Genomic DNA, 25,860 nt, shown 5'->3' with positions numbered 1-25,860 from the left:
TAATTTAAATATAATAGTTAAAATAATTTGACTATCATAATTAATTTATAAAAATCTTCTTCAAAAATAACTAATTTAATTTGAAAATAATTAGCTAATATAATTCGCTAATCAACACTGATAGATCAAAATAAAAAATTTAAAGTGGAATTTAACTTTTCACTTTAGATTTTATAATCTTTTTCAATTTTTACTAAAAAATATTTAGATTATATGCTAAAATATAAAGATGTGAGGATAGAATAGGTATAATAAATATTCAATTAAACAGTTAATAAAAGTAAAATATAGACTTTTATTAGGTGTTTTTGGTTAATAATTATTAAATAATACTAATTAATAACATATTATTAAATACGAGGTTAATAAATAGCCTAACAAAGAGAGGAGGGAGTCGTCTAAATACGACTCAATTATTAAATGGATGATTTTATTCGCCCACAAAAAAATCAAAATCTACAGCAAAATCAAGTTCCTGTAAAAAAACCTAAAAAAGGACGACATTTAAAAGAAACCGTCTTTATCATTTGTATGATCGTATGTCTAGGAATTGGTTTTGTTTCTGGATATTTAACTAAACAAGTAGTTCCTGAAAGTGGTAGTTCTTCTAGTGAAACTACAGTAATTGATGAGGCGTATCAAGTATTAAATGATAACTGGTACAACGCTAGTGGTAAAGAGGTTGATATTCAAGGGGATACAATTTCAGCATTAGTTGCTTCGTTGGGGGATCAACATAGCGATTATTATACTTTTGAAGAAGCAAAAGCTTTTAATCAAAGTGTTGATGGTAATTATGTAGGGATTGGTGTTGTCCAAAGAACTGTTAGTCAAGGAACGATGATCATTGAGATTTATCAAGATACTCCAGCGATGGAAGCTGGCTTACAAGTCGGAGATATTATTGCCGGTGTTAATGGACAAGATGTAGCTGGGAAAACAGCTACTGAAATTTCTGACTTAGTTCGAGGGGAAGCTAATACTACTGTTACTTTAACAATTATCCGTGGCGGTAAAGAAATGCAGGTAGATGTTACTAGAAATAATATCGATAGTGCAGTTAAAAGTGAAATTCGAACTAACAATGATAAAAAATTTGGTTATGTGCAAATTAATACTTTTGGAACGACAACAGCAAGCGATTTAGAAGCAGCTTTACAATCATTTGCAGAAGCTAATATAGATACATTAGTTATTGATTTACGTGATAATGGTGGTGGTTATTTAGTTGCTGCTCAAGATGTATTGAATTTATTTTTTGACGAAGGAGATTTATTATTCCAAATGGAATATAAAAATGGAACAGTCGAAAAATATGAAGCTGATGATAGCAAAACATATAATTTTATAAATGGTTATATTCTGGTAAATGGAAACACCGCTTCAGCTTCTGAAGTTGTGGCAGGGGCTTTACAAGAACAATTAGGCTATAAACTAATTGGTGATCAGACATATGGTAAAGGAACAGCCCAGACCCAAAAACAATTAAGTGATGGTTCTGTTTTGAAGTATACTTATGCTAGATGGTTATTACCTAGTGATACTTGGATTGATGGCAAGGGGTTAACACCTGATTATTCAGTAAGTAATATAGATATTAGTGAAATTACATCAGAAAGTTTAGAAAGTGATATGGGCTATGATAGTGTGGGAACTGCTATAGCTTCAATGCAAAAAATGTTAAACTGTTTAGGTTATACTTGTGATCGCAGTGATGGATATTTTTCAAGTCAAACTGTCACAGCCTTACAACAATTTGAACAAGCTAATAATTTAACGGTTGATGGAATTTATAGTGATGCTGATCGCCAAATCTTAGAAGCGACAGTATTAATCTATGCAAATGATGATGCCAATGATTATCAGTATCAAAAGTTAATGGAGTTAGTCAAATAGAGTTAGTTTTTTTCTAACTCTTTTTATTTACAATGTAATAATTTGGTAAAAAATATTGAAAGCATAGTTAGTCTAGTAATGGGCATAATTCTTTTAAGTTTGCAAGTTTCTTGTTATAATAGAAAGGACATAGGAGGTGTTTTTATGCCAGATTTTAAACTAGTATCACCATTTTCCCCAATGGGTGATCAAATAACTGCAATTGAACAATTGTTAGATGGGATAAAAGCCGGAAAAAAAGAACAGGTTTTACTAGGTGGAACAGGTACTGGTAAGACTTTTACTGTTTCTAATGTAATTGCGGCAGCTAAAAAACCAACATTGGTTTTAGCACATAATAAAACATTAGCCGGACAGTTATATTCAGAATTAAAAGAGTTTTTTCCTGAAAATCGAGTAGAATATTTTATTTCTAACTTCGATTTTTACCAGCCAGAGGCATATATCCCTGGTCGGGATTTATATATTGATAAAAATGCTAAAACTAATTATGAAATTGAAATGCTTCGTAGTGCAGCTATGAATTCATTGATAGAAAGAGATGATGTTATTGTCGTGGCTTCAGTTGCTTCAATTTATGGATTAGGGAATCCGCAACAATATAAAGAAATGATATTTTCATTGCGGGTAGATCAGGATATTGATCGTCGTGAATTATTGACATATTTAGTTGATCGTCAATATCAGAGAAACGATATTGAACAAACAAAAGGAACTTTTAGAGTACGTGGTGACGTAATCGAAATTGTTCCTGGTCATAGTGAAAGTTATTTAATTAGAATTGAACTATTTGGTGATACTGTTGAAAGAATCAGTGAGGTTGATCCTTTGACCGGACATGTTTTAGGTGTATATAAAACATATACGATTTATCCTGCTTATGGTTATGTAACAACTAAAGAACAAACCTTAAAAGCATGTGATACGATTTTAGCAGAATTAGAAGAACGCTTAGAAGTATTTAAAAATGAAAACAAGTTATTGGAATATGAACGTCTTGAACAAAGAACTCGCCACGATGTTGAAATGTTACGTGAAGTTGGTATGTGTCCTGGAATTGAAAACTATTCACGACATATCGATGGTCGAGCACCAGGACAACGTCCTTATACATTAATAGATTATTTTCCTAAAGATTTTTTATTGATCGTTGATGAAAGTCACGTTATGCTACCACAAATCAGAGGAATGTTTAATGGCGATCGCTCTCGTAAAGAAACCCTTGTAGAATACGGGTTCCGTTTACCAAGTGCTTTAGATAATCGGCCATTACAATTTGATGAATTTGAACAACTAATTAATCAGGCTATCTATGTTTCAGCAACACCTGGAGATTATGAATTAGAGCGAGTTGATCATCATGTAGTTGAACAAATTATTCGTCCAACTGGACTATTGGATCCAATTATTGAAGTTCGTCCAACTAAAGATCAAATCGATGATATCATTAATGAAATTAAGTTACGTCAAGAACAAAACGAACGTGTATTGATTACGACTCTTACTAAACGAATGGCTGAAGATTTAAGTGCTTATTTAAAAGAATTGGGTATTAAAGTTGCTTATCTTCATAGTGATACTAAAACACTAGAACGTACTGAGATTTTAAGAGATTTACGATTAGGTAAATATGATGTTTTAGTTGGCATCAACTTATTAAGAGAAGGATTAGATTTACCAGAAGTTAGCTTAGTATGTATTTTGGATGCTGATAAAGAAGGCTTTTTACGAAGTGAACGTTCTTTGATTCAAACAATCGGAAGGGCTGCTCGTAATAGTAATGGTAAAGTAATTATGTATGGTGATAAAATAACTGATTCAATGGCTTATGCTATTGAAGAAACAAATCGTCGCCGTGGTATCCAAAACAAATATAATAAAGAACATAATATTACCCCAACAACAATTCACAAGGAAATTCGTGATGCTATTCATGGTCAAGAAGTTATTGATGATGCTGCAAGTCTTGTTAAAAAAGGACGAAAAGCTAGCAAGAAAGATAAACAGGCAATGATTCATGAGCTTGAAAAACAAATGAAAGATGCCGCTAAAGTTCTTGATTTTGAAAGAGCAATGGAATTAAGAGATATTATCCTGGAGTTACAAGGTGAAAAATAAATACCAATTTGAAGCTTTAGTAAACCAGATATTTAAAGATATTGATTGCTTAGGCGGACGGGTTTTTCTAGTCGGTGGAATTGTTAGGGATATGTTGATGTATGGTCATGTTGACTATCATGATGTTGATGTAGAAATTTATGATTTAAATATCGACGATTTACAACAAATACTAGGTAAATATGGTAAAGTAAATCTGGTAGGAAAATCATTTGGCATTTTAAAACTAGATAAACTACCTAATTACGATTTTGCCTTGCCGCGAATCGAGCGTAAAAATGGCTTAGGTCATCAGGGTTTTGAAGTGACTGTCAATGAACATTTAGATTTAAAAACGGCTTCATCAAGACGTGATTTTACTATCAATGCTATTATGTATGAAGTAAAAACAGGAAAGATTTATGATTTTTATCATGGAATTGACGATATTAATAAACGAACAATCAGAATGGTTAATGCTAGTAGTTTTGCTGAAGACCCTTTGCGCGTGTTAAGAGCAGCACAGTTTGCTTCAAGATTTGATTATTATATCGACCCTAATACAAAAGCCATCTGTAAAAAAATGGTACAAGAAAAGTTATTAGATACTTTAAGCAATGAACGCATTTTTCAAGAATATAATAAATTACTGTTAAGTATGCGTCCTTCAATTGGGTTAACTTTTCTAAAAGAAATTAAAGCTTTGTGGCCATGTCTAGATATTTTATCATCAACAATGCAACGATTAGACTTCCATCCTGAAGGTGATGTTTGGAAACATACTTTATTAGTAACAGATTTAGCGGCTTTATGCCGCCATAAAACAAGTAATCCATTAGGTTTTATGTGGAGTGCCTTGCTTCATGATATTGGAAAGCCTGAAGTAACGACGCCAGAAGGAAGGGCACCACGTCATAATGAATCCGGTGTTAAGATTTTTGATAGCCAGGTTACTTGTTATATACCAGATAAAAAATTACAGCGTTACATTAGAACGATGATTTATTATCATATGCATTTAATGAATATGGTAAGAAATGGTGCTCGTGATTATGGCTATTTTAAAATTCTAAAAGGAATAAATGGAATTGTACCGGTAGATGACTTAATTTTAATAACAAAATGTGATAAACTAGGTAGATATAAAGATGAACATGAAAATATTAATCGATTTGATTATGTGATGAAAGAAAAAATGGCTCGATTAGGTAAAGAGGCTAAAGAGCCAGTGATAAATGGTAATGATTTAAAAGGACTTGGCATTGAGCCATCATCCAAATATAAAGAGATATTAGAGTGGGCATATGATCAACAGCTAAAAGGACATGATCGTGTGGCTATATTAAAGATGTTAAAAGGTAGGTAAAATATGGAACATGATAAACTGGTCATTAAAGGGGCTAGAGAAAATAATTTAAAAAATATCGATATCGAGATTCCTAAAAATAAATTAGTAATTATGACGGGATTATCTGGTTCTGGTAAAACTTCGTTAGCATTTGACACAATTTATGCTGAAGGACAGCGCCGTTATGTCGAATCATTAAGTGCTTATGCCAGACAGTTTTTAGGGAATATGGAAAAGCCGGATGTTGATAGTATCGAAGGATTATCGCCAGCTATTGCAATTGATCAAAAAACGACTTCTAATAACCCTCGTTCAACAGTAGGAACTGTAACAGAAATCTTTGATTATTTGCGATTATTATATGCAAGAATTGGAAAAGCATATTGTCCTAACCATGGTATTGTCATTGAGTCACAAACTATTAAACAAATGGCAGATACAATTGATAAATATCCAGATGGATCAAAATTGCAGGTTTTAGCTCGGGTAGTTAAAAATCGTAAAGGAACTTTCAAAGATTTATTTGAAGATTTGTTGAAAGATGGTTATATCAGAGTACAAGTTGATGGTGAAGTTATGCTTCTTGATGAAGAAATTAAACTTGATAAAAACAAAAAGCATAATATTGATGTTGTAATTGATAGAATTGTAAAAAAAGAAGGTTATCGTAGTCGTTTAATAGATTCTTTAGAAGTCGGTTTGAAATTAACTGGTGGTGAGGTTATTGTTGCCAATTTAAGTGAAGGAACAGAAAATTTATTTTCAGAACATCTTGCATGTCCTGAATGTGGGTTTAGTGTTCCTAAATTAGAACCACGCTTATTTTCTTTCAATAATCCTTTAGGAGCTTGTCCTGACTGTCGTGGGTTAGGAATTAAAAATGAAGTTGATGAGGATTTATTGATTCCTGATTGGAATTTGAGTATTAATCAAGGTGGAATTCGGTTTTTTAAGTCATCAGTAGGAACTGAACGAATTGAATGGCAGCGTTTTTTAGTTTTATGTCGTCATTATAAAATTGATTTAGATAAGCCGTTAAAAGATTTTACAAAAAAAGAATTAAAGGTTATTTTTGAAGGTTCAGATAAACCAATTTCATATGAGATTGTTTCAAGTAGCGGTAATGTTTCTAAAACAACTCGTCCAATTGAAGGGGTAAAAAAATTAATTGAACGTCGTTATGAAGAAACAACTTCTTCATGGTCAAAAGAATGGTATGCCTCATTTATGGCTGAACATACTTGCCCAACATGTAAAGGACGTCGTTTAAATGAACAGGTTTTAAGTGTTCGTGTTGGTGGGTTAAATATCAGTGAGTTTACTGATATGTCAATTGAAAAAGCATTAGATTTTGTTAATAATTTAAAATTGAATGAATATGAAGCTAAAATCGCTAATCTGGTTTTAAAAGAAATAAAAGATCGTCTAACATTTTTAAATGATGTTGGTTTAGGGTATTTAACGTTATCAAGAAAAGCTGGTGGTTTATCAGGTGGAGAAGCGCAGCGTATTAGATTAGCAACTCAAATCGGTTCACGCCTAACTGGGGTATTATATGTATTAGATGAACCATCAATTGGATTGCATCAACGTGATAATGATAAATTGATTGCAACATTGCAAAATATTCGTGATCTTGGTAATAGTGTATTAGTAGTTGAACATGATGAAGATACAATGAAAGCAAGTGATTTTATTGTTGATATTGGTCCTGGAGCCGGGGTTCATGGTGGTCAGGTAATTGTTGCTGGAACGCCACAAGAGGTGATGGACTGTCCTAAATCGATTACTGGTCAATATTTATCAGGACGGCTTAAAATACCAGTACCTAAAAAACGTCGTAAAGGCAATGGTAACTTTATTCAAATTAAAGGTGCTCGTGAAAACAACTTAAAAAATATCAATGTTAAATTCCCGCTAGGAACGTTAACCGTTGTTACAGGTGTTTCTGGTAGTGGTAAAAGTACCCTTGTCAATGAAATTATGGGTAAAGCAATGATGGCTAAAATCTATCATTCTAAAGAAAAACCAGGAAAACATCGTGAAATCTTAGGATTAGAAAATATTGATAAAGTAATTGAAGTTAGTCAAGATCCAATTGGAAGAACACCACGTTCTAATCCAGTTACTTATACAGGTGTTTTTGATGACATTCGTGATTTATTTGCGCAAACTAATGAAGCTAAAATGCGTGGATATGATAAAGGAAGATTTAGTTTCAACGTTAAAGGTGGTCGCTGTGAAGCTTGTCAAGGTGATGGGCTAAAGAGAATTTCAATGCATTTTTTACCTGATGTATATGTTCCATGTGAACAATGTGGTGGAAAACGTTATAACGAAGAAACTTTACAAGTTACATATAAAGATAAAAATATTTATGATGTTTTAGAAATGACAGTCGAGGATGCAGTTGAATTCTTTGGTAATTTACCAAAAATTAAAACTAAGATGAAAACATTAGAAGATGTTGGATTAGGTTATATAAAATTAGGACAAAGTGCAACTACTTTATCAGGTGGAGAAGCACAACGTGTCAAACTAGCAAGTGAATTACAGAAAAAACCAACTGGCAAAACTGTTTATATTTTAGATGAGCCGACTACTGGTTTACATAGTAGTGATGTTGCCAAATTGATTGAAGTTTTACAAAGAATTGTTGATCAGGGTGATACAGTTATAATAATTGAACATAATTTAGATGTTATTAAAGTAGCTGATTATATTGTTGACCTTGGTCCAGAAGGTGGCGATGGTGGTGGAACTGTTGTAGTTTCCGGTACTCCAGAAAAAGTCGCTAAGTGTGAAAAAAGTTATACTGGAATGTTTTTAAAGAAAATGTTATAGGGAGGAAGCATAATGCCAAAGTCAATTACTGTAGGTGAATTATTAAATAATGATCATTATGTTCAAGTAACTGGTGATGAAAAATCTTTAGAACGGCCGATATTTGTAGCTGAAATTAATCGTCCTGGTTTTGAGTTGGCAGGATTTTTTAAACATAGTGATTTTCGAAGAATTATTATTTTTGGTGATAAAGAATCAGCCTTTATTAATGAAATGTCTGAAGAAAGACAACGTGAAATATTTCCATTTTTAATTAATGATGAGGTTCCATGTATTATTGTCGCTAAAGGAAATGAATGCCCAGCTATTTTAATTGAGATCGCTCGTAAGAAAAATTTTCCTATTTTCGTAACTGAGTCAGCTACTGGGCGAGTTTCAATTGAATTAACTAATATTCTTGATGAAGTCTTAGCACCAGAAACACTTATTCATGGAGTTTTCTTAAATATTTATGGTAAGGGTGTAATTATAAAAGGTGATAGTGGAATTGGTAAATCAGAAATCGCTTTAGAGTTAATTAAAAGAGGCCATTTATTAGTTGCTGATGATGCTGTTGAATTATATCACTTAGGACAAAGTATCGTCGGTAAAGCACCTGAAGTTCTAGCAAATTTATTGGAAATTAGAGGAATTGGTGTTATTGATGTATCTAAAATGTTTGGAATTAGCTCAATTTTAGATAAAGATGAAGTTAACTTAATTATTCAATTAGACCGTTGGGTACCATCACGTGAATATACACGGGTTGGTGTTGAAGAAAATGAAGCTACTGAAGAAATTCTAGGTGTTAAAATTCCTAAAGTAGTTGTACCTGTTTCAAGTGGACGTAGTATGTCAGTGATTATTGAAGCTGCAGTTATGAATATGCGTTTACGCGAATACGGTGTTGATTCTAGTAAAGAATTTGTTGATAGAATTTTGAAAAATATTGATAAAAATAAGGGGTAGAATATGACTTTTTTTCCTGATGCAAAAACGTTCGTACAAATAGGATCGCTTTCAATTGCCTGGTATGCAGTTTTTATTATCACAGGAGCGTTTATTGCTTATAAACTTGGACAACATAATTTTAAAAAAATAGGCTATGATCCAGAAGTTTTATCAGATTACTTTTTTGGGATAATGATTACTGGTATCTTAGGAGCCAGGTTATGGTATGTTATTTTTATGTGGGATGAGATTTATGCTCAAAACCCATTAGAAATTATCATGTTCCGTCATGGTGGTCTGGCAATTCAAGGCGGGTTGATAGCTGGAATTGCTTTTAGCTTATGGTATTTTAAAAAACATAATATTGATTATATGGTTGCTGGTGATGCAATTATGCCTGGGGTTTTAATAGCTCAAGCTTTTGGACGTTGGGGAAATTTCTTTAACCAAGAAGCTTATGGAAGTGCTGTAAGTTTAGATTTTCTACAATCACTTCACTTACCAGATTTTATCATTAATGGTATGCATATTAATGGTGTATATTATCAGCCAACGTTTTTGTATGAATCAGTAGCGAATGTTATTGGATTCTTGTTGATATTTTTTGTTATTCGTAAAATTCAAACTAAGCAGGGCGAACAGTTTTTCTCTTATTTTATCTGGTATGGTATTATAAGATTCTTTATTGAAGGTTTACGTACCGATAGTTTATATGTGATGGGATTTAGAACTGCCCAGTTAGTATCAATTGCGTTTGTTATTGTTGGAGTAATTGGCTTTATTTATTGTAAAAAACGAGGCAAACCAGTTATTAAAGAAATGAAAGCTTAAATTAATTACACTCTATAATTTAGAAATGGATTATAGGGTGTATTTTTTTATTTTGAAAAACGTTGAATAAATCTAAATATTTTTATCTTGGAAGATATTTTTCAAAAAAATATTGATTTTTAAAAAAATAATAATACTTTTTTATCAATCAATTAAAAATCATATTTATTTTGATAAAAATAAATATAATAAAAGATATGTGGGAGGCGATATAAATGATAAAAACTAATCTATTAAAAGCTGGGGAAGAATTATGATGGATGAATTTTTAAAAGACATTCATACTGAAATATTTTATTATTGGATATTGAATCAAAAAAATAGGTTATATCGTTGCTTTCAAGATCCTGATAATCATCAGATTATTATTTTAGAAAATGAAGATAGTCAAGGAATTATTACTTTCAATAAATATAATATTATTGAATTAACAGTAGTTAATAAAATAAAGCATAAAACAGAATTTTATCTTCATTTTCAAATGAAAAATCTTCATCACGCAAAACATCTTTTTGAAGAAATGGTAAAAACAATTAAAAAAATTTCAACTACGCCATCAACTAAGATACTTCTTTGTTGTTCAGGAGGATTAACAACAGGTTATTTTGCTGAAAAAATTAATGAAATATCAAGACTATTAGATTTAGATATTGAAGCTAGGGCGACACGATATCTTGATGTCTATGAAAAAGGGCTTAATTATGATTATGTTTTATTAGCACCCCAGATATCATATCTTTGTGCTAATATTCAAAAAGTATTGAAAGAACAAAAGGTTCTTAAAATACCACCTAAAGTTTTTGCTAAATATGATGTATTAAACTTAATCAGATTTATTAGTAATTATAATAAAACAAATATAATAAATAAAGATAGTGATCGATTATTAATTAAAAGAAATGTTGAATTAGACACAATGATATTATGCTTATCAGTTTATAAAAATAGTGGCAAAGTATATATTGATTATCGTATTTATGATAAGAATAAAAAAATTATTTATCAAAATGAAATTATAAAACAAACAATTGCTATCGAAGATATTTACGATGTATTAGATATTGTTTTAGTTAATTATGATAAAATTGAAAAGATTGCAATTTCATTACCTGGAGTAGTAGATTCAGGAAAAGTTGTTAGTACATTTGTTGTAAATGCTAATAATATTGATTTAGCAAAAGAGTTAAAGCGAAAGTACCAAAAAGAATTTATTATTGCTAATGATATAAATGCAGCTGCAATTGGATATTATGGTGTACAGGATATTTATGATTCTTTTTGTTTTTTATTTCAGCCAATTGGTTTGGATGCTGGTTTAGGAACAGTAATTAATGGTGAGTTAATTCAAGGTAATTTTCATCTGGCTGGTGAAGTTAAATTTCTGCCACTAGAACTATCTGAGAATAAAGCTGAGTTAAATAAAACCCCTGAAGGAATCAATGAGTTAGTTTATAAAATGATCGTTACAATCTCATGTATAATCGCACCAGAAGTGTTTGTTATTTATAGTGATATGGTTAATGATGTGGATTTAATAAAAACTAAAGTTGAACAAAGATTTAATAAAGATGTTGCAAATTTTACAGTTAAGATCGTTAAAGTGGAACATCTACAAGAGTATATATTAGCTGGCTTGATGATATTAGGGGCAAGAGATTATAATAAACAAAAATTATAGTCTTTTTATTGTTAGTTATATCGATTTTTATCTATATAAAATAGGCATTAGTGTTGCTACAAACACTAATGCCCATTAAGTTTAATATTAAATTAGTTTGTATTTACTTGTTTTAAAATATCTAAAGCATATTTTTTAGCGTTATCTAAATCGCTTTGATCAGGATGACTTAAGGCAGCATCAAAATTATCAAGACTAACTTGTAGCCTTTTATCTTCAGGATGTTCTTGAATCATTTTGACATAACGTTCTCTTGTTGCAAGAGGCATCTTACCTTGGCAGAAAAAATGTCCTAAAATCTGATTGCTAGAATCAACAGTAATATCAAAACGAGCTGCTAGTTTATCATAATATTCTTGACTACCACCAAATCCAGCGGTTGCAAAAAAAGCAATCTTTTTATTTTTTAATGATTTTAAAATCTCTTGGATTTTATGACTACAATTTCCTTTATCAATCCAGGTACCTAAAAAAATCAAATCAGCATCATCAATACTTTCAATTAATTCTATATTTTGCTCTTGGCATGTTTCTTGAATACATGAGGCAATTTGTTTGGTATTGCCAGTATTACTATCAAAAATAATCGTAACTTTCATAAATTTTCACCTCTTAGATATAGTATAAACTTAATTGGCTAAATAATAAAGCATATTGTTTATTGCTTTTAAAATGGTATGTTATACTAAAAGGGAAAATAAGGGATAATATTAAATATAAAAATAGGAGTGAATCAAATGGAAGATTTAATTATTATTGGAGCTGGACCGGCAGGAATGAGTGCTTGTTTATATGCTACTAGAGCTGGTGCTAGTGTATTAATGTTAGATGCTGGGGCACCAGGAGGAAAACTTAACGTTAGTGCTGAAATTGAAAACTATCCAGGTCAAAAAAAGAAAACAGGACCTGAATTAGCTTATGAAATGTACGAACATTCATTATCATTTGGTGGAAAACAAGTTTTTGGAGAAGTAACTAAAATAATAGATCATGGTGACTATAAAGAAGTAGTAACTACTGATAATACTTATCAGGCAAAAGCAGTATTAATTGCTACTGGAACTAAAGAAAGAAAAATGGGAATTGAAAATGAAGAAGAACTGACAGGACATGGTGTTTCTTATTGTGCTGTTTGTGATGGACCATTTTTTAAAGATGAAGAAGTAGCTGTTGTCGGTGGTGGAAACTCAGCGTTAGAAGAAGCCATCTATTTAACAAAGTTTGCTTCTAAAGTTCATTTAATTGTCCGCCGTGATGTATTCAGAGCTGATAAAATTATTCAAGATCATGTAAAAGCTAATGATAAAATTGAAATTCATTTTCTAAAAAAACCACATCATTTAATTGCTAAAGATAACAAAGTTGATAAATTAGCGTTAGAAGATTCTGTTACTGGTGAAATTAGTGAATTAGAAGTTAAGGGAGTTTTCCCATTTGTAGGATTAGATCCTGTAACTGATTTTGTTAAAGACTTAGGAATTACTGATGAAAATGGTTATATTATTACTAATGAATTAATGGAAACTAAAATTGATGGTATTTATGCTGCTGGTGATGTTCGTCAAAAAGTATTGCGACAGGTTGTTACAGCAACAAATGATGGGGCAATCGTTGGTCAGCAAGTAGGGCAAAAATTAAGCAGATAATCATACACAGGTCTTTTGCGACCTGTGTTTTAGTAAGCTATGAAAGATTTTGATCAGTTAATGCAGGCAATACGCAAATGTCGTTATTGTAAAGATGATTTCAATCATGAATTTCATCCCGTAGTCTGGGGTCATCAAAATGCTAAGATCATGCAAATTGGACAAGCCCCTTCATATAAAGTAAATCAAAGTTTAGTTCCATTTAGCGATTTAAGTGGTAAACGGTTATTGCAATGGTACCAGATTAGTCAAGAAACTTTTTATAATCAAGATATTTTTTATCTAACGTCTTTAGCGCATTGTTATCCAGGAAAAGCAGCTAGTGGTGGTGATCGTCGACCACCAAAATGCTGTTATCAAAAATGGTTACATCAAGAAATGCAACTAGTTAATAATGAGATTTATATTATTATTGGCAGCTATAGTGCTAAACTATTTTTTCCTGATCAAAAGCTTAGCGACCTGGTTTTTGAAAATCAAAAAATAAATGATAAACTAGCAATTGTTTTACCACATCCATCACCTTTAAATATGCGTTGGTTTAAAGCAAATCCTGAGTTTGAAAATAGGTTGGTAGAAATTCGGAAAATAATCGCTTTTTATTGTAATTGCAATTAATAAAGGTTTCTAGTAAAATAAGTTCAATAGTTTGGAGGGATTTTAATGGTAGATAACGAAATGTTTGCGACATTAAATCAAGATTTAGTGATTAAGGGAAAATTTTATGACAAAGAAAATTTACCTAGTCAAATTAGTAATGCCATTTATAGTTTTGGTAGTTTTGATGTTTTTGAAATATTGGCTTTTATTGATATCAGTGATGAATTAGATGGTAGTAAGGGAATGATAATAACACCAGAGGCTATATATTTTAAGTTTGGTCAAGCTGGATGTTTTAAATATCAAGATATTATTGCACTTTCGTTAGAAAAACATCGTCATGATCCCGTTATAAAAGCGGTTATTAAAACCAATGATAAAAATTATGCTTTTTCTAATAAAACGATTGATCCTGAAATTTTTGTTAATTTGTTATCAAAGATTACTGATTTAGATATAGAAATGATTATGACTAATCATGAAAAGGTTGCTTATTATGTACCAATTGTTTTACAGGATTTAGAAAATGATGAGTATGAAGATATTGAACTAACGTTAATAGAAAAAAATAAAATTCAGGAATTTTATCAGGATTTATCAATGATTGAACAATTAGATGATGAAAATTATCAATATGAGTTAGTGAATTTATGTCATCAAGCCCTTGCTTTTTTTGATGATCTAGGTCTTGATAGTGATGAAATTGATGAACTTGAAAAAGTAGAAGCAGTATTTAATCAAGCTGATCTAGAAGAAGAACAGAAAATTGAAAATGCTAAGAAATTTTATGATGATATGATGGATAAGTATCGTCACGGTGATAGTGAAATGTATGATCGAGTTAAAGGGATAATGAATCAATTTGGTATTGATGAAAATGGGTTGACTGGTAAATCTACTGAAGAGATTGAAGATATTTTATGTAGTAAATTTGGAATTTCTAAAAGTATGATGGAAAAATTAGTACGTAAATTTAATGGTCAATAATGTTTATAATAAGTTCTAAGAAAATATTTTCTTAGAACTTATTTTTACCAATTAATGTAAATAAGTTGTGAAAATAGTGAAAATAAAATACACTTATAGATGTATTTTTGATAAAATATAAATAGAAAGTGAAGTGATATTATGGATCAAGTTGAAATTATAATTGTAACAGGGATGTCTGGTGCTGGAAAGACAAGTGCTATGGCTTGTTTTGAAAACTTAGCATATCGCTGTATTGATAATTATCCGGTAGCATTGTTAACGGAGTTTGCAGAATTAGTACAGGACAATTCTAAATATCAAAGAGTTGCCATGGCAGTAAGTCTTGATGATGCTTTAAAAGCAATTCGTTTGTTATCTAATATTGATTGGATTCACTTAACTGTAGTATTTTTGGATTGTGATGATGAAGTTTTGGTTAAAAGATATAAGGAAACAAGAAGAACACATCCATTATTAATTTCTAATAAAGCATCTTCTTTAATAGAAGCAATCGAATTTGAAAGAAGATTAGCAGAACCGATTTCTAGATTGGCTAATTTATTAATAGATACTACAAAATTAAAAGGAGCTAGATTCCAGGATTTATTAGAAGATTATTTTAGTAAAGGAAAAGTAGATCCATTTAGAATTACATTTGTTTCTTTCGGGTATAAACATGGAGTACCTAAAGATGCTGATTTATTATTTGATGTTCGTTTTTTACCTAATCCTTTTTATGTAGAAGAATTACGTAATTTAACAGGCAATGATAAAGCAGTTTATGATTATGTAATTGAAAAAGAAGAGACCCAGATATTTATTAAGAAAATGCTGGATTTATTAGATTATTTATTAAATGAATATGATAAAGAAGGAAAAATGCATTTAATTGTTGGAATTGGCTGTACTGGCGGGCAACATCGTTCAGTTTCTTTGACTAACTATTTTGCTGATCATTATAGTAAATATTATCAGGTGCATCGTTTGCATCGCGATGCTGATCATTAATAAAAATGGTATCTTTTTCACGAGTTGTCAAAGAGGAAGTTGTATTTAATGATTTTGAATCGTGTTGTCAAAGGGCAATGCTTTGTGCAGTTATTAAAATAAATGGTGTTTTATCTTTATCAAATAGTGGGCTTTCTTTAACGATTAGAACAGAAAATGCTAAAATTGCTTCAAAAATTCATAAGATGTTAAAAGAAGAATACGATCCGCAAATTGAGTTTTTGGTATCTCGAAAGATGAAACTAAAGAAAAATAATGTTTATATTTTAAGAGTTACTAAAGCAAGGGAGATACTGGATGATTTATCTTTACTACAAGGATTAGGTTTTAGTCAAATACCTAATCCTAAAATAATTAAAAAAGATTGCTGTAAACGAGCATATTTAGCAGGAGCTTTTTTATCATGTGGTAGTGTAAATAACCCTGAAACTTCTAATTATCATCTAGAAATGAGTTTTAATGAAGAAGATTATGCTAAGTTTATTGCTGATTTGATTAATTCCTATGAATTAAACGCAAAGGTTATTAAACGTCGTAATAAGTATGTTGTATATTTAAAATCATCAGAAAAGATTGGAGATTTTTTAAGAGCTATTGGTGCTAGTCAATCAGTAATGAATTTTGAAAGTACTAGAATAGATCGGAATATGTCAAATACAGTAAATCGCTGGAATAATTGTGATATTGCTAATGAGGTAAAAACATTAGCTACGGCTAATCGTCAGTTACAAGATATTGAAATAATTGAGATGTTTTCTGGGTTAGATATGTTAGATGAAAAAACTAGAAATGTAGCAATGATAAGAAAAGAAAATCCGGAGTATTCTTTAAATGAATTAACGGAAGCTTATTATGAAAAAACTGGAGAAACAATTAGTAAATCTGGTTTGCATCATCGATTTAAAAAAATTAGTGATGAAGCCAAAAGGTTGATCCAGATGGAGAGTGATTAAATGGATAAAATAGAAGTAAGATTTGGTCATCGAATCAAAGAATTACGTGTAAAACAAGGAATTTCTCAAGAAGAGTTAGCTTTTCGGTGCGGTTTATCAAAAAACTATATTTCTGATGTTGAGCGTGGTACACGTAATATTTCTTTAAAATCAATTGAAAAAATTTCCAAGGGTTTTTCAGTTAATATCAAAGAATTATTTGATTTTAAATAATAAATATGTATGATATAGATGTAAAGGAGTTGATTTGATTGCCAATATATTATGCGATTTTAATAATTTTGATTATCTTTGTAATATTAAGTTTAATCTTTAATATATTAACTAGTCCGATTACCTGGATAATTATTGCTGCTTTATTAATTTATTCGGCAATAAAAAAGCGTACATATGCTAAAAAAGTTGAAAAATATCAAGAAGAATTAAAAAGAAAAGCTGAAGAACAAGAAAAGGCATATTATAGCCAACAGCAATATCGTCGTGGTAGTGAAGATATTATTGATGTTGACTACAAAGAATTTGAGGATGACTAGGGTCATCCTTTTTTATAAACAAAAAATCTACCAATTGGTAGATTTATTGATAACTCTTAAATTCTTTCTTTAATAATAACCAGGCAATTATACTAGCAATCGTTTCAGCGATAACAAAAGTAGTCCATACCCCATTTAAACCAACTAACTGTAATAAAACGTATGATAATGGTAAAGTAATGATAAATTGTCTTAATAGTGAGATAGTTAAAGAATTGCGGCCATTACCTAATGCTTCAAATACCCCAGAAATAACAACGCCAATAGTTGATACAATAAAACTAAATGAAATTATTCTTAAACCACTAATACCAATTTTCAATAATTCATCAGTTGCACTAAACCATGATAAAATTGGTTCTGGGAAAACAAAGAAGAGGACTGTTCCTAAAGATAAAATAATACCATTACAAATAATTGAAACTTTGATAATTTCTTTAACTCGATTAAGGTGATTAGCACCAAAGTTATAACTGATTAGTGGTCGCATTCCTTGAATTAAACCGTTTGCTGGCATATAAATAAATGATTGTAGTTTATAATAAACTCCAAAAAAGGCAATTGCACTTTGAGATACGGTTGCTAAAATACCATTTAATAAAGAAACTAATAATGATGGTAATCCTTGCATTATTCCAGAAGGAATACCAATAGAATAGATTTTAATGATCGTTTGTTTATTTAACTTAAAATTCTTAAATGAAATTTTTAAATCCGATGTTTTAATAAATAAAATAATAGCTAGTAAACAAGCAGTCATTTGACCGATTATTGTAGCAATTGCAGCTCCAGCAACACCCATTTCAAAATAACCATTAATACCAAAAATTAAAATTGGATCAAGAATTATATTAATGATAGCTCCAATTCCTTGAAGAAACATAGGGATAATCATATTACCAGTAGCCTGGAACATCTTTTCAATGGTAATGTGAATTATTGAACCGAAAGTAAAAGTAATAACAATACTTCCATAAGTGATACCATATTGTAAAACTAATGGGTCATTAGTAAATAACATAAAGAACGGTTTCATCAAAAAGATACCCATTAGGACAAATAGTAAAGAATGGAATAAAGCTAAAACAATACCATGATCACAGATATTATTGGCTTCATTATTTTGCTTGGCACCTAGGTTTTTAGCAATCAAGGCATTAATAGCAACTCCAATACCGACTGAACAGGCTAGTGATAGATTTTGCAGGGGATAGGCAAGTGATAAAGCAGTTAAAGCTTCTTCACCTATTTTAGCGACAAAAATACTATCAACAATGTTATACAAAGATTGGATCAGCATGGAAATCATCGGTGGGATTGCCATTTTCATCAATAATGGAAAAACGGGTTTACTCGCCATTTCATTATATGTTTGATTCATAAAATTCCTCCTAAAAAAAGAGCTATAGTTCTCGTTTAATAATCAGAAACGAGAAAATCTATAGCTCTAAAAGTTTTATTCTTTCAATAGCTATCATATATTATCTTAATCTTATTTACTTGTCAATAAGTTATCTTTTTTTAAACGGCTTATTAGTGCGTTTATAATTTGCTTATCATAATGAGTTGATTCAAATTGTTTTAAAATTGTGATAGCTTCATTAACTTCCATACTGCCACAATATGGCCGGCTAGTAACTAAGGCATCATAAGCGTCTGCTACAGCAATAATTTTAGCTCCTAAATTTATTTTATCACCAGCAAGTCCTTGGGGATAACCGCTGCCATCGATTCTTTCATGGTGTTGGAAAACCATTTGACTAGCTTCGTTACTAAGAATATCTTTGATCATTTGATATGATATTTGAGGATGTTTTTTAATAATTTCTTTTTCTTGATCGTTTAAAGGACCGGGTTTTAATAAAATTTCAGTTGGAATAGCTATTTTTCCTACGTCATGAAAACAAGCGGCATAAAATAAATCAGATAATAAATTATTATGAATATTTAATTCATCAGCAATTTTCATTGTTAATTGCTGGACTCGTAAACAATGCTCTTTAGTTTTGACATCTTTTTGGTGCAGTTTTGTAAGAATATTGGATAATTGTTCTAATTGATCCATTTTTTGATTAAAACCTTGATAATTACAAATAACTAAGATAACAGTATCTTCAATTGCTTTAAAAAGATGATTATTGCTTTTATTTGTCAAAGTTAAAGTATCATTATTAGATAATATTAACGGCTTTTCTTGATAATAATCAACAGCTATTTTACCAGTTAAAATAAAAATATTTTTAACACTTTCTGATTTATAAACAGGTTTAATGATATCAAAAGTATTAGCCTTTAAATTTCCTTTAATAATTTCTAAATTAGGGTTTGAATATAATAGTTCAAAACTATTACCATTAAAAATAGTTTTTTTTGGTAGAATATTATTATTTTTTATTTCCATAATGTATTCCTCTTAACAGTAAATTGTAACTAATGAATTTTATGATGTCAATTTATAACCTTTTATTTTATGGTTGTTATCGTTATAATTAACAATAGGAACTGTTGTTTTGATGGAACTGTTATTGTATGATAGTCACATATTTTAAAGTAGTCGAAGGAGGATTAGTAATTTAAATAAAGTTATGAAAAAGATAAAAGAAATTGTTGTAGTTGAAGGAAAAACAGATACGGCTTTATTAAAAGAGTTATTTGAAGTTGATACAATTGAAACTCATGGATTAGCTTTAGATGATAAGACAATGGCATTAATTAAAGAAGCTAGTAAAAAAAGAGGGATTATTGTACTTACTGATCCTGATTTTCCTGGTAAAAAGATTCGTGATCAAATTCAAAAAGAAATTCCTGAATGCAAACATGCTTTTGTTGCTAAAAAAGATGCTGTAGGTAAAAAGAAGTTAGGGATTGCTGAAGCTAAAAAAGAAGCAGTTATTGCAGCGATTGAAAATGTAGTAACATTTGATGCTAATAAAGAAAGTATTACTTGGAAAGAGTTTATTGATTTAGATATTATTGGTAATAAACAAAGAAGATTAGCAGTATATGATTTGTTTAATTTAGGATATGGGAATGTAAAGACGTTATTTAAAAGGTTAAATATGGTAGGAATTACTAAAGAAGAGATATTAAGGAGATTAGCAGATGAAAATTGCAAGTCATAATGGATTTGATTTTGTTGTTAGTGATGTATTTAAAGGAGAATATTTAAATGCGATTATTGATAATTTAAAAGTTAAATATCAAAATAATTTTGATGACTATAATGAAGTATATCATTGTAATGAGTTAATTCATAAACTACAAAAAGATCCTGATATAAAAGTAGAATATCATCTTATGTATAAAGATAAGCAATGCTTGGGAATAGCAATGATTTCGTCAGGAAAGATTGATTCAATAAAATTTTTTGATCAGGAATTTTTCAAAACTAATGATAATGATATTGTTTTAAATTATTTTCATATTTCGCCATTAGGACGTGGAAATGGTACTTATTGGTTAAAAGAAATCATCTTACCATATTATCAAAATAAAGAATATATGTATTTAAAATCATCACATCCTCAGGCTTTTAGTTTATATCAGCGCTTAGGGCAAGAAATTGGCAGTTATACAACAGTAAGCGATAATGGTGATTTTAAAAGAAATGGTAAAATTTTTAGAATAAGGGTATAAAGTAAAAATGAAAGATATTGCAACTATAGCTACAACAAAAGAAATATTAGAAAAATATCAATTAGGAGCATTAAAGAAATTTGGTCAAAACTTTTTAATCGATATCAATATTATTGATAAGATCATAACAAGTGTGGATATCAATAAAAAAACAGCAGTTATCGAAGTTGGTCCAGGAATAGGGGCATTAACACAAAGATTAGCTTTACAAAGCGGTAAAGTAATTAGCTTTGAAATCGATGAACGTTTTAAACCAGTTTATCGTGATTATTTGAATTTTGATAATTTGAATATTATTTTTGGTGATTTTATGGAACAGGATATTGCCAAAGTTGTTTTAGATTTGAGAGAGGAATTTGACCAAGTATATTTAATTGCTAATTTGCCATATTATATTACTACTCCGATTATTGAAAAGGTTCTTTTGAGTAATTGTAAAATTGATAAAATTGTTGTAATGATTCAAAAAGAAGTGGCTTTAAAAATGACAGGATCATTAAAAAATCCTCTAATGATGATGATCGAAGATATGGGATCAATTGATTATTTATTTACAGTTAGTAAAAACGTTTTTATCCCGGCACCACACGTTGATTCAGCAGTTATTGCCATTGATATAAAAAAAGAAGCGGATTTAAAGTTGTATGAAGTATTAAAGGTTTGTTTTAAACAAAGAAGAAAGACAATTTTAAATAATTTAAAACAACATTATGATAATGCCCAGGAGATTTTAGATAATGCTAAGATAGAAAGCAGTAAAAGAAGTGAAGAATTAGCGTTGGAAGATTTTAAAAATATCACCAAATTTATTTAATTTCATATAATAAAGTGGTGATTATAGATGAAAATAGGTGATATTGTTTGTCGAAAAAAATATGGAAAAGATATTTGTTTTCGCATTACAGATATAAAAGATGGAATCTATTATTTAACGGGGATTGAATATCGCTTAATAGCTGATAGTGAAGAAAGTGATTTGGAGTTAAGTGATTTTAGTGGTGAGAAAAATGATATTTTAGTTGAAAATAAACCATGTTTAAAAGGTAGTGTTTTACACATTGATGGGGATAAAGATTATTTAAAAATGTGTTTAAAGAAGTATAAAGAATTTAATATTAATGTTCATGGTTATTATATGAAAGAAACTGAAATTAAAGAAAAAATCATTCCTTTACTAGAAAAACATCGCCCTAATTTGTTAGTTATTACTGGACATGATGCGATGAAGAAAAATGGTAACCGTCATGATATTAATTGTTATTTACATTCAAAAGATTTTGTTGAGGCAATTAGACAAGCACGTTTGTATGAAGATGATAAAGATAGTTTAATTATTTTTGCAGGTGCTTGTCAGTCATATTATGAATTATTATTAGCTAGCGGCGCCAATTTTGCTTCAAGTCCTAGTCGCAAAAATATTCATGCTTTAGATCCAGTATTTGTTGTTAGCCAAATAGCCAATGCAAGTATAAAAAACTATGTTGATTTAGAAAAAATTGTGGCTAAAACATCTAATAAGCAATTAGGTATTGGTGGCATTGATACTAGAGGAGTGGCACGTAAAATTTATCCAGCAAGTAGGTGAAGTAATGAAAATAAGAGCATATGCAAAAATTAATTTAGCGTTAGATGTAATTAGAAAAAGAGAAGATGGTTATCATGAATTAGAAATGATAATGGCACCAATTACACTACATGATTTAATTTATATTAATATTATTGATAGTGGTATTGAAATAGCTTCAAATAGTAAAATTATGCCAACTGATAATCGGAATATTATGTATAAAGTGGCCGCTTTGATGAAAGAACGTTATCAGATAAAAAAAGGTGTTAAGATTTTTGTTTATAAACATATTCCAACTCAAGCCGGATTGGCTGGAGGAAGCAGTGATGGCGCAGCAGTAATTAAAGCGATGAATCAATTATTTCATTTAAATTTAACATTGGAGCAAATGGCATCATTAGGTAAAGAAGTAGGGGCTGATATTCCATTTTGTATTTATCAAAAAATTGCTTTTGTTCAAGGAATTGGAGAGCGATTAGAATTTATAGAACATCCATTTAATTGTAAAGTATTATTAGTAAAACCTAAACGAGGTGTTTCTACTAAAAAATGTTTTAATAGTCTTGATTTAACAAAAGCCAGCCATCAAGATTGTCGTTTGATGATCAAAGGAATTGAAGAAGATGATTATCAGACAGTAATTGATAATCTTCAAAATACATTAGAGGCTCCTTCAATTGATATGGTGCCAGAAATTGAACAAATAAAAAAAGAATTAATGGAATTAGGTTTTGATGGAGCTTTAATGTCGGGAAGCGGATCGACTGTTTTTGGTTTGACTCGTGATGAAGAAATACTAGAAAATGGCTATAATTTTTTTAGAGGAAAGTATTATTTTGTCAGAAAAACTGAAATATTAAATGAATTATAAACTAAATATTAGAAAAGAGATACAATTTATCGCTAGTTTTTAGCTTTTTTCCTTTAACTAATGTTAATTTTTTGTTATTATGTTGTTGAAAAAAGAGGTGTGAAAATGAGAACATATGCGGTAGTAATGGCAGCTGGTAAAGGAACCAGAATGAAATCTGATAAACCTAAAGTTGTTCATGAGGTTTTGTATAAGCCAATGATCAATCATATTGTTGATGAATTGAAACAGGTTGGCGTAGATGAGATTTATGTTATCGTTGGTCATAAAGCAAATGAAGTTGAAAAATTATTAGATGATGTCAATATTGTTTATCAACATCAGCAGTTAGGAACTGGACATGCATTAATGCAATGTAAAGAAGCTTTAGCCAATAAAGAAGGAACTACAGTTGTTTTAAATGGAGATGCTCCACTTATTACTAGTAAAACATTACAAGATTTAATTGCTTATCATAATGATAATCATTTAAAGGGAACTATTATGACTTGTGATTGTGATTTAGATAAAAAATTTGGTCGTGTAATTCGTGAAAATGATCAGGTTAAAGGTATTGTAGAATTTAAAGATTGTACTCCTGAACAAATTCAAATTAGTGAGATGAATTGTGGAGAATACTGTTTTGACAACCAGGCTTTATTCCAGGCATTAGAAAAAGTTACTAACAACAATGCTCAAAACGAATATTATATTACTGATGTTATCGAAATTATGAATAACGACAACTTAAAAGTTGGTGGTTATAAAATTGCTGATTTAGCTGAAGTCGGTGGTATTAATGATCGCGTTGAATTAGCTGAGGCTACTAAAACATTACAGTTAAAAGTAAACAAACAGCATTTATTAAATGGTGTTAATATTATCGATATTAATAATACTTATATTGGTGTTGATGTTGAAATCGGTAGTGATACAACAATTGAACCAGGATGTATTATTAAAGGTAAAACAAAGATTGGCAATAATTGTCATATAGGTCCTTATTGTGAATTTGATAATGTTGAAATCAAAGATAATGTAGAAATTAAATTCTCAGTTATTTCTGATTCTATTATTGAAAATGGCGTTGATATTGGACCATTTGCAAGACTTAGAACAAATTGTCATATTATGGAAAATGCTCATATGGGTAACTTTGTAGAAATGAAAAAAGCTGTTTTTGGAAAAGGAAGCAAGGCTTCACATTTAACATATGTTGGCGATGCAACAGTTGGAAGCAACGTTAACATGGGTTGTGGAACTATAACATCTAATTATGATGGTAAAAATAAATATCAAACTATTATCGGTGATAATGCATTTATTGGATGTAATAGTAATCTAGTGGCACCAGTATCAGTTGGTGCAAATGCTTATGTCGCTGCTGGATCAACAATTACTGATCAAGTTAATGACGACGCTATGGCAATCGCTAGAGCAAGACAAGTAAATAAAGAAGGTTACGCTAAGGTATTAGAAGAAAAGAGAAATCAAAAAGGAAAATAGGAGAATAAGATGAAGAACAAAATTACTGTTTTTTCGTTATCAGCTAGTAAAGAATTAGCTAATGATATTGCAGAAAAATTAGGAACTAAAGTAGGAAAAAGTAAAGTACATCATTTTGCAGATGGTGAAATTTTGGTTGAAATTGATGAATCAGTACGTGGAAAAGATGTTTTTATTGTTCAATCAACTTCAAATCCAGTTACTGAAAATTTAATGGAAATCTTAGTTTTAGTTGATGCTTTAAAAAGAGCTTCAGCTAAAGAAATTACAGCTATTATTCCATATTTTGGATATGCAAGACAAGATCGTAAAGCTAAACCAAGACAACCAATTACTTCAAAATTAGTTGCTGATTTATTAACGGTAGCAGGGGTAACACGTGTTGTTACTGTTGACTTACATGCAGCTCAAATTCAGGGATTCTTTGATATTCCTGTTGATGAAATGCAAGCATTACCATTAATTTCTAATTATTTTAAAAGAAAAAATATGGAAGATATTTGTGTTGTTTCTCCAGATCATGGTGGAGCAACTCGCGCTCGTAAATTAGCAGTAGCTTTAGATGCACCAGTAGCTATTATTGATAAAAGAAGACCTAAACCAAATGTAGCAGAAATCATGGGGGTATTAGGTGATGTATCAGGTAAAAACTGTATCATGATTGATGATATGATTGATACAGGTGGTACAATTGTTGCGGGAATTGAAATGTTAAAAGAAAAAGGTGCTAAATCAATTTCTGTAGCTTGTACGCATCCAGTTTTCTCTGGACCAGCAGTTGAAAGACTACAAAACTCATCTGCTGATGAAGTAGTTGTTACAGATACAATTAAATTACCAGAAGAAAAAATGTTTTCTAAATTAAAAATCGTTTCTGTAGCTGGGTTACTAGCTAAAACAATCGAAAATATTGAAAACTGCTTACCGGTTTCTGATGTTTTCCAAATGTTTGATTTTGATAAATAAAA

24 protein-coding genes are annotated in these 25,860 nt (G+C 30.1%); 21 read left to right on the top strand and 3 right to left on the bottom strand.

Annotated features, from left to right (window positions below; translation table 11 throughout):
- Positions 1–420 precede the first annotated feature (420 nt).
- From B5E92_RS01800 to B5E92_RS01770, 7 genes are all read left to right on the top strand, one after another.
- The gene (locus tag B5E92_RS01800; RefSeq protein ID WP_087298713.1) at positions 421–1,896 is read left to right on the top strand and encodes a S41 family peptidase; all 1,476 of its coding nucleotides are present in this window, start codon (positions 421–423) and stop codon (positions 1,894–1,896) included.
- A 144-nt stretch (positions 1,897–2,040) separates the two neighbouring features.
- Positions 2,041–4,014 carry an excinuclease ABC subunit UvrB gene (uvrB, locus tag B5E92_RS01795; RefSeq protein WP_087298712.1) on the top strand — a complete coding sequence of 658 codons (1,974 nt, stop codon included), beginning with the start codon at positions 2,041–2,043 and terminating at the stop codon, positions 4,012–4,014.
- Positions 4,004–5,359 (top strand): CCA tRNA nucleotidyltransferase, encoded by a 1,356-nt coding sequence (locus B5E92_RS01790; protein ID WP_087298711.1) that lies wholly within the window; start codon positions 4,004–4,006, stop codon positions 5,357–5,359. Before uvrB ends, B5E92_RS01790 begins: the two co-directional genes overlap by 11 nt.
- A gap of 3 nt (positions 5,360–5,362) precedes the next feature.
- Entirely contained in the window at positions 5,363–8,185 is a 2,823-nt protein-coding gene (uvrA, locus tag B5E92_RS01785) for an excinuclease ABC subunit UvrA (RefSeq protein ID WP_087298710.1), read from the top strand.
- Positions 8,186–8,197: 12 nt separating this feature from the next.
- Entirely contained in the window at positions 8,198–9,133 is a 936-nt protein-coding gene (gene hprK, locus B5E92_RS01780; protein ID WP_087298709.1) for an HPr(Ser) kinase/phosphatase, read from the top strand.
- A gap of 3 nt (positions 9,134–9,136) precedes the next feature.
- Positions 9,137–9,946 carry a prolipoprotein diacylglyceryl transferase gene (lgt, locus tag B5E92_RS01775; RefSeq protein ID WP_087298708.1) on the top strand — a complete coding sequence of 270 codons (810 nt, stop codon included), beginning with the start codon at positions 9,137–9,139 and terminating at the stop codon, positions 9,944–9,946.
- Between the two features lie 256 nt (positions 9,947–10,202).
- Positions 10,203–11,624: an ROK family protein gene (locus B5E92_RS01770; protein WP_158095178.1), complete on the top strand. Its 1,422-nt coding sequence runs from the start codon at positions 10,203–10,205 to the stop codon at positions 11,622–11,624.
- Positions 11,625–11,716: 92 nt separating this feature from the next.
- On the opposite strand, the gene bilS is transcribed toward B5E92_RS01770, so the two are convergent.
- Positions 11,717–12,223 carry a flavodoxin family protein BilS gene (gene bilS / locus B5E92_RS01765; protein WP_087298706.1) on the bottom strand — a complete coding sequence of 169 codons (507 nt, stop codon included), beginning with the start codon at positions 12,221–12,223 and terminating at the stop codon, positions 11,717–11,719.
- 138 nt (positions 12,224–12,361) lie between these two features.
- Here bilS and trxB point away from each other — a divergent pair, with 138 nt between their 5' ends.
- The 7 genes from trxB to B5E92_RS01730 all read left to right on the top strand — a co-directional run bounded on the left by trxB (position 12,362) and on the right by B5E92_RS01730 (position 17,333).
- Positions 12,362–13,270 (top strand): thioredoxin-disulfide reductase, encoded by a 909-nt coding sequence (trxB, locus tag B5E92_RS01760; protein WP_087298705.1) that lies wholly within the window; start codon positions 12,362–12,364, stop codon positions 13,268–13,270.
- A 39-nt stretch (positions 13,271–13,309) separates the two neighbouring features.
- The gene (locus B5E92_RS01755) at positions 13,310–13,888 is read left to right on the top strand and encodes a uracil-DNA glycosylase family protein (protein WP_087298704.1); all 579 of its coding nucleotides are present in this window, start codon (positions 13,310–13,312) and stop codon (positions 13,886–13,888) included.
- Positions 13,889–13,933: 45 nt separating this feature from the next.
- The gene (locus B5E92_RS01750; RefSeq protein WP_087298703.1) at positions 13,934–14,857 is read left to right on the top strand and encodes a hypothetical protein; all 924 of its coding nucleotides are present in this window, start codon (positions 13,934–13,936) and stop codon (positions 14,855–14,857) included.
- Between the two features lie 141 nt (positions 14,858–14,998).
- A complete protein-coding gene (gene rapZ, locus B5E92_RS01745) occupies positions 14,999–15,847 on the top strand; it encodes an RNase adapter RapZ (protein ID WP_087298702.1) in 849 nt (282 codons plus the stop codon).
- A gap of 5 nt (positions 15,848–15,852) precedes the next feature.
- Complete coding sequence (gene whiA / locus B5E92_RS01740) at positions 15,853–16,800, top strand: DNA-binding protein WhiA (protein ID WP_087298701.1); 948 nt, start codon at positions 15,853–15,855, stop codon at positions 16,798–16,800.
- Entirely contained in the window at positions 16,801–17,013 is a 213-nt protein-coding gene (locus tag B5E92_RS01735) for a helix-turn-helix domain-containing protein (protein ID WP_087298700.1), read from the top strand.
- Between the two features lie 38 nt (positions 17,014–17,051).
- The gene (locus tag B5E92_RS01730) at positions 17,052–17,333 is read left to right on the top strand and encodes a hypothetical protein (protein ID WP_087298699.1); all 282 of its coding nucleotides are present in this window, start codon (positions 17,052–17,054) and stop codon (positions 17,331–17,333) included.
- Positions 17,334–17,376: 43 nt separating this feature from the next.
- Here B5E92_RS01730 and B5E92_RS01725 read toward each other — a convergent pair whose 3' ends face one another.
- Both B5E92_RS01725 and B5E92_RS01720 read right to left on the bottom strand, forming a co-directional pair.
- On the bottom strand, positions 17,377–18,714 hold the full coding sequence (locus B5E92_RS01725; RefSeq protein ID WP_087298698.1) for an MATE family efflux transporter: 1,338 nt from the start codon (positions 18,712–18,714) through the stop codon (positions 17,377–17,379).
- A 111-nt stretch (positions 18,715–18,825) separates the two neighbouring features.
- Positions 18,826–19,734 (bottom strand): HD-GYP domain-containing protein, encoded by a 909-nt coding sequence (locus B5E92_RS01720; RefSeq protein ID WP_087298697.1) that lies wholly within the window; start codon positions 19,732–19,734, stop codon positions 18,826–18,828.
- 184 nt (positions 19,735–19,918) lie between these two features.
- Here B5E92_RS01720 and rnmV point away from each other — a divergent pair, with 184 nt between their 5' ends.
- From rnmV to B5E92_RS01685, 7 genes are all read left to right on the top strand, one after another.
- Entirely contained in the window at positions 19,919–20,455 is a 537-nt protein-coding gene (gene rnmV / locus B5E92_RS01715) for a ribonuclease M5 (protein WP_087298696.1), read from the top strand.
- The gene (locus B5E92_RS01710; RefSeq protein WP_087298695.1) at positions 20,436–20,969 is read left to right on the top strand and encodes a hypothetical protein; all 534 of its coding nucleotides are present in this window, start codon (positions 20,436–20,438) and stop codon (positions 20,967–20,969) included. Before rnmV ends, B5E92_RS01710 begins: the two co-directional genes overlap by 20 nt.
- A gap of 7 nt (positions 20,970–20,976) precedes the next feature.
- Positions 20,977–21,783, top strand: coding sequence for a 16S rRNA (adenine(1518)-N(6)/adenine(1519)-N(6))-dimethyltransferase RsmA (gene rsmA / locus B5E92_RS01705; RefSeq protein WP_087298694.1), 807 nt, complete (start codon positions 20,977–20,979; stop codon positions 21,781–21,783).
- A 27-nt stretch (positions 21,784–21,810) separates the two neighbouring features.
- Entirely contained in the window at positions 21,811–22,554 is a 744-nt protein-coding gene (locus B5E92_RS01700; RefSeq protein ID WP_087298693.1) for a sporulation peptidase YabG, read from the top strand.
- A gap of 4 nt (positions 22,555–22,558) precedes the next feature.
- A complete protein-coding gene (ispE, locus tag B5E92_RS01695; RefSeq protein WP_087298692.1) occupies positions 22,559–23,407 on the top strand; it encodes a 4-(cytidine 5'-diphospho)-2-C-methyl-D-erythritol kinase in 849 nt (282 codons plus the stop codon).
- Between the two features lie 105 nt (positions 23,408–23,512).
- Entirely contained in the window at positions 23,513–24,892 is a 1,380-nt protein-coding gene (glmU, locus tag B5E92_RS01690) for a bifunctional UDP-N-acetylglucosamine diphosphorylase/glucosamine-1-phosphate N-acetyltransferase GlmU (RefSeq protein ID WP_087298691.1), read from the top strand.
- Positions 24,893–24,901: 9 nt separating this feature from the next.
- Positions 24,902–25,858: a ribose-phosphate pyrophosphokinase gene (locus tag B5E92_RS01685; RefSeq protein ID WP_087298690.1), complete on the top strand. Its 957-nt coding sequence runs from the start codon at positions 24,902–24,904 to the stop codon at positions 25,856–25,858.
- Positions 25,859–25,860: the final 2 nt, after the last annotated feature.

The sequence above is a fragment of the Erysipelatoclostridium sp. An15 genome (assembly GCF_002160675.1).
Taxonomy (GTDB): domain Bacteria; phylum Bacillota_I; class Bacilli_A; order Erysipelotrichales; family Coprobacillaceae; genus Thomasclavelia; species Thomasclavelia merdavium.
Note: the sequence above shows the minus strand (reverse complement) of the source record. Positions and strands in the feature narration are given on the sequence as shown.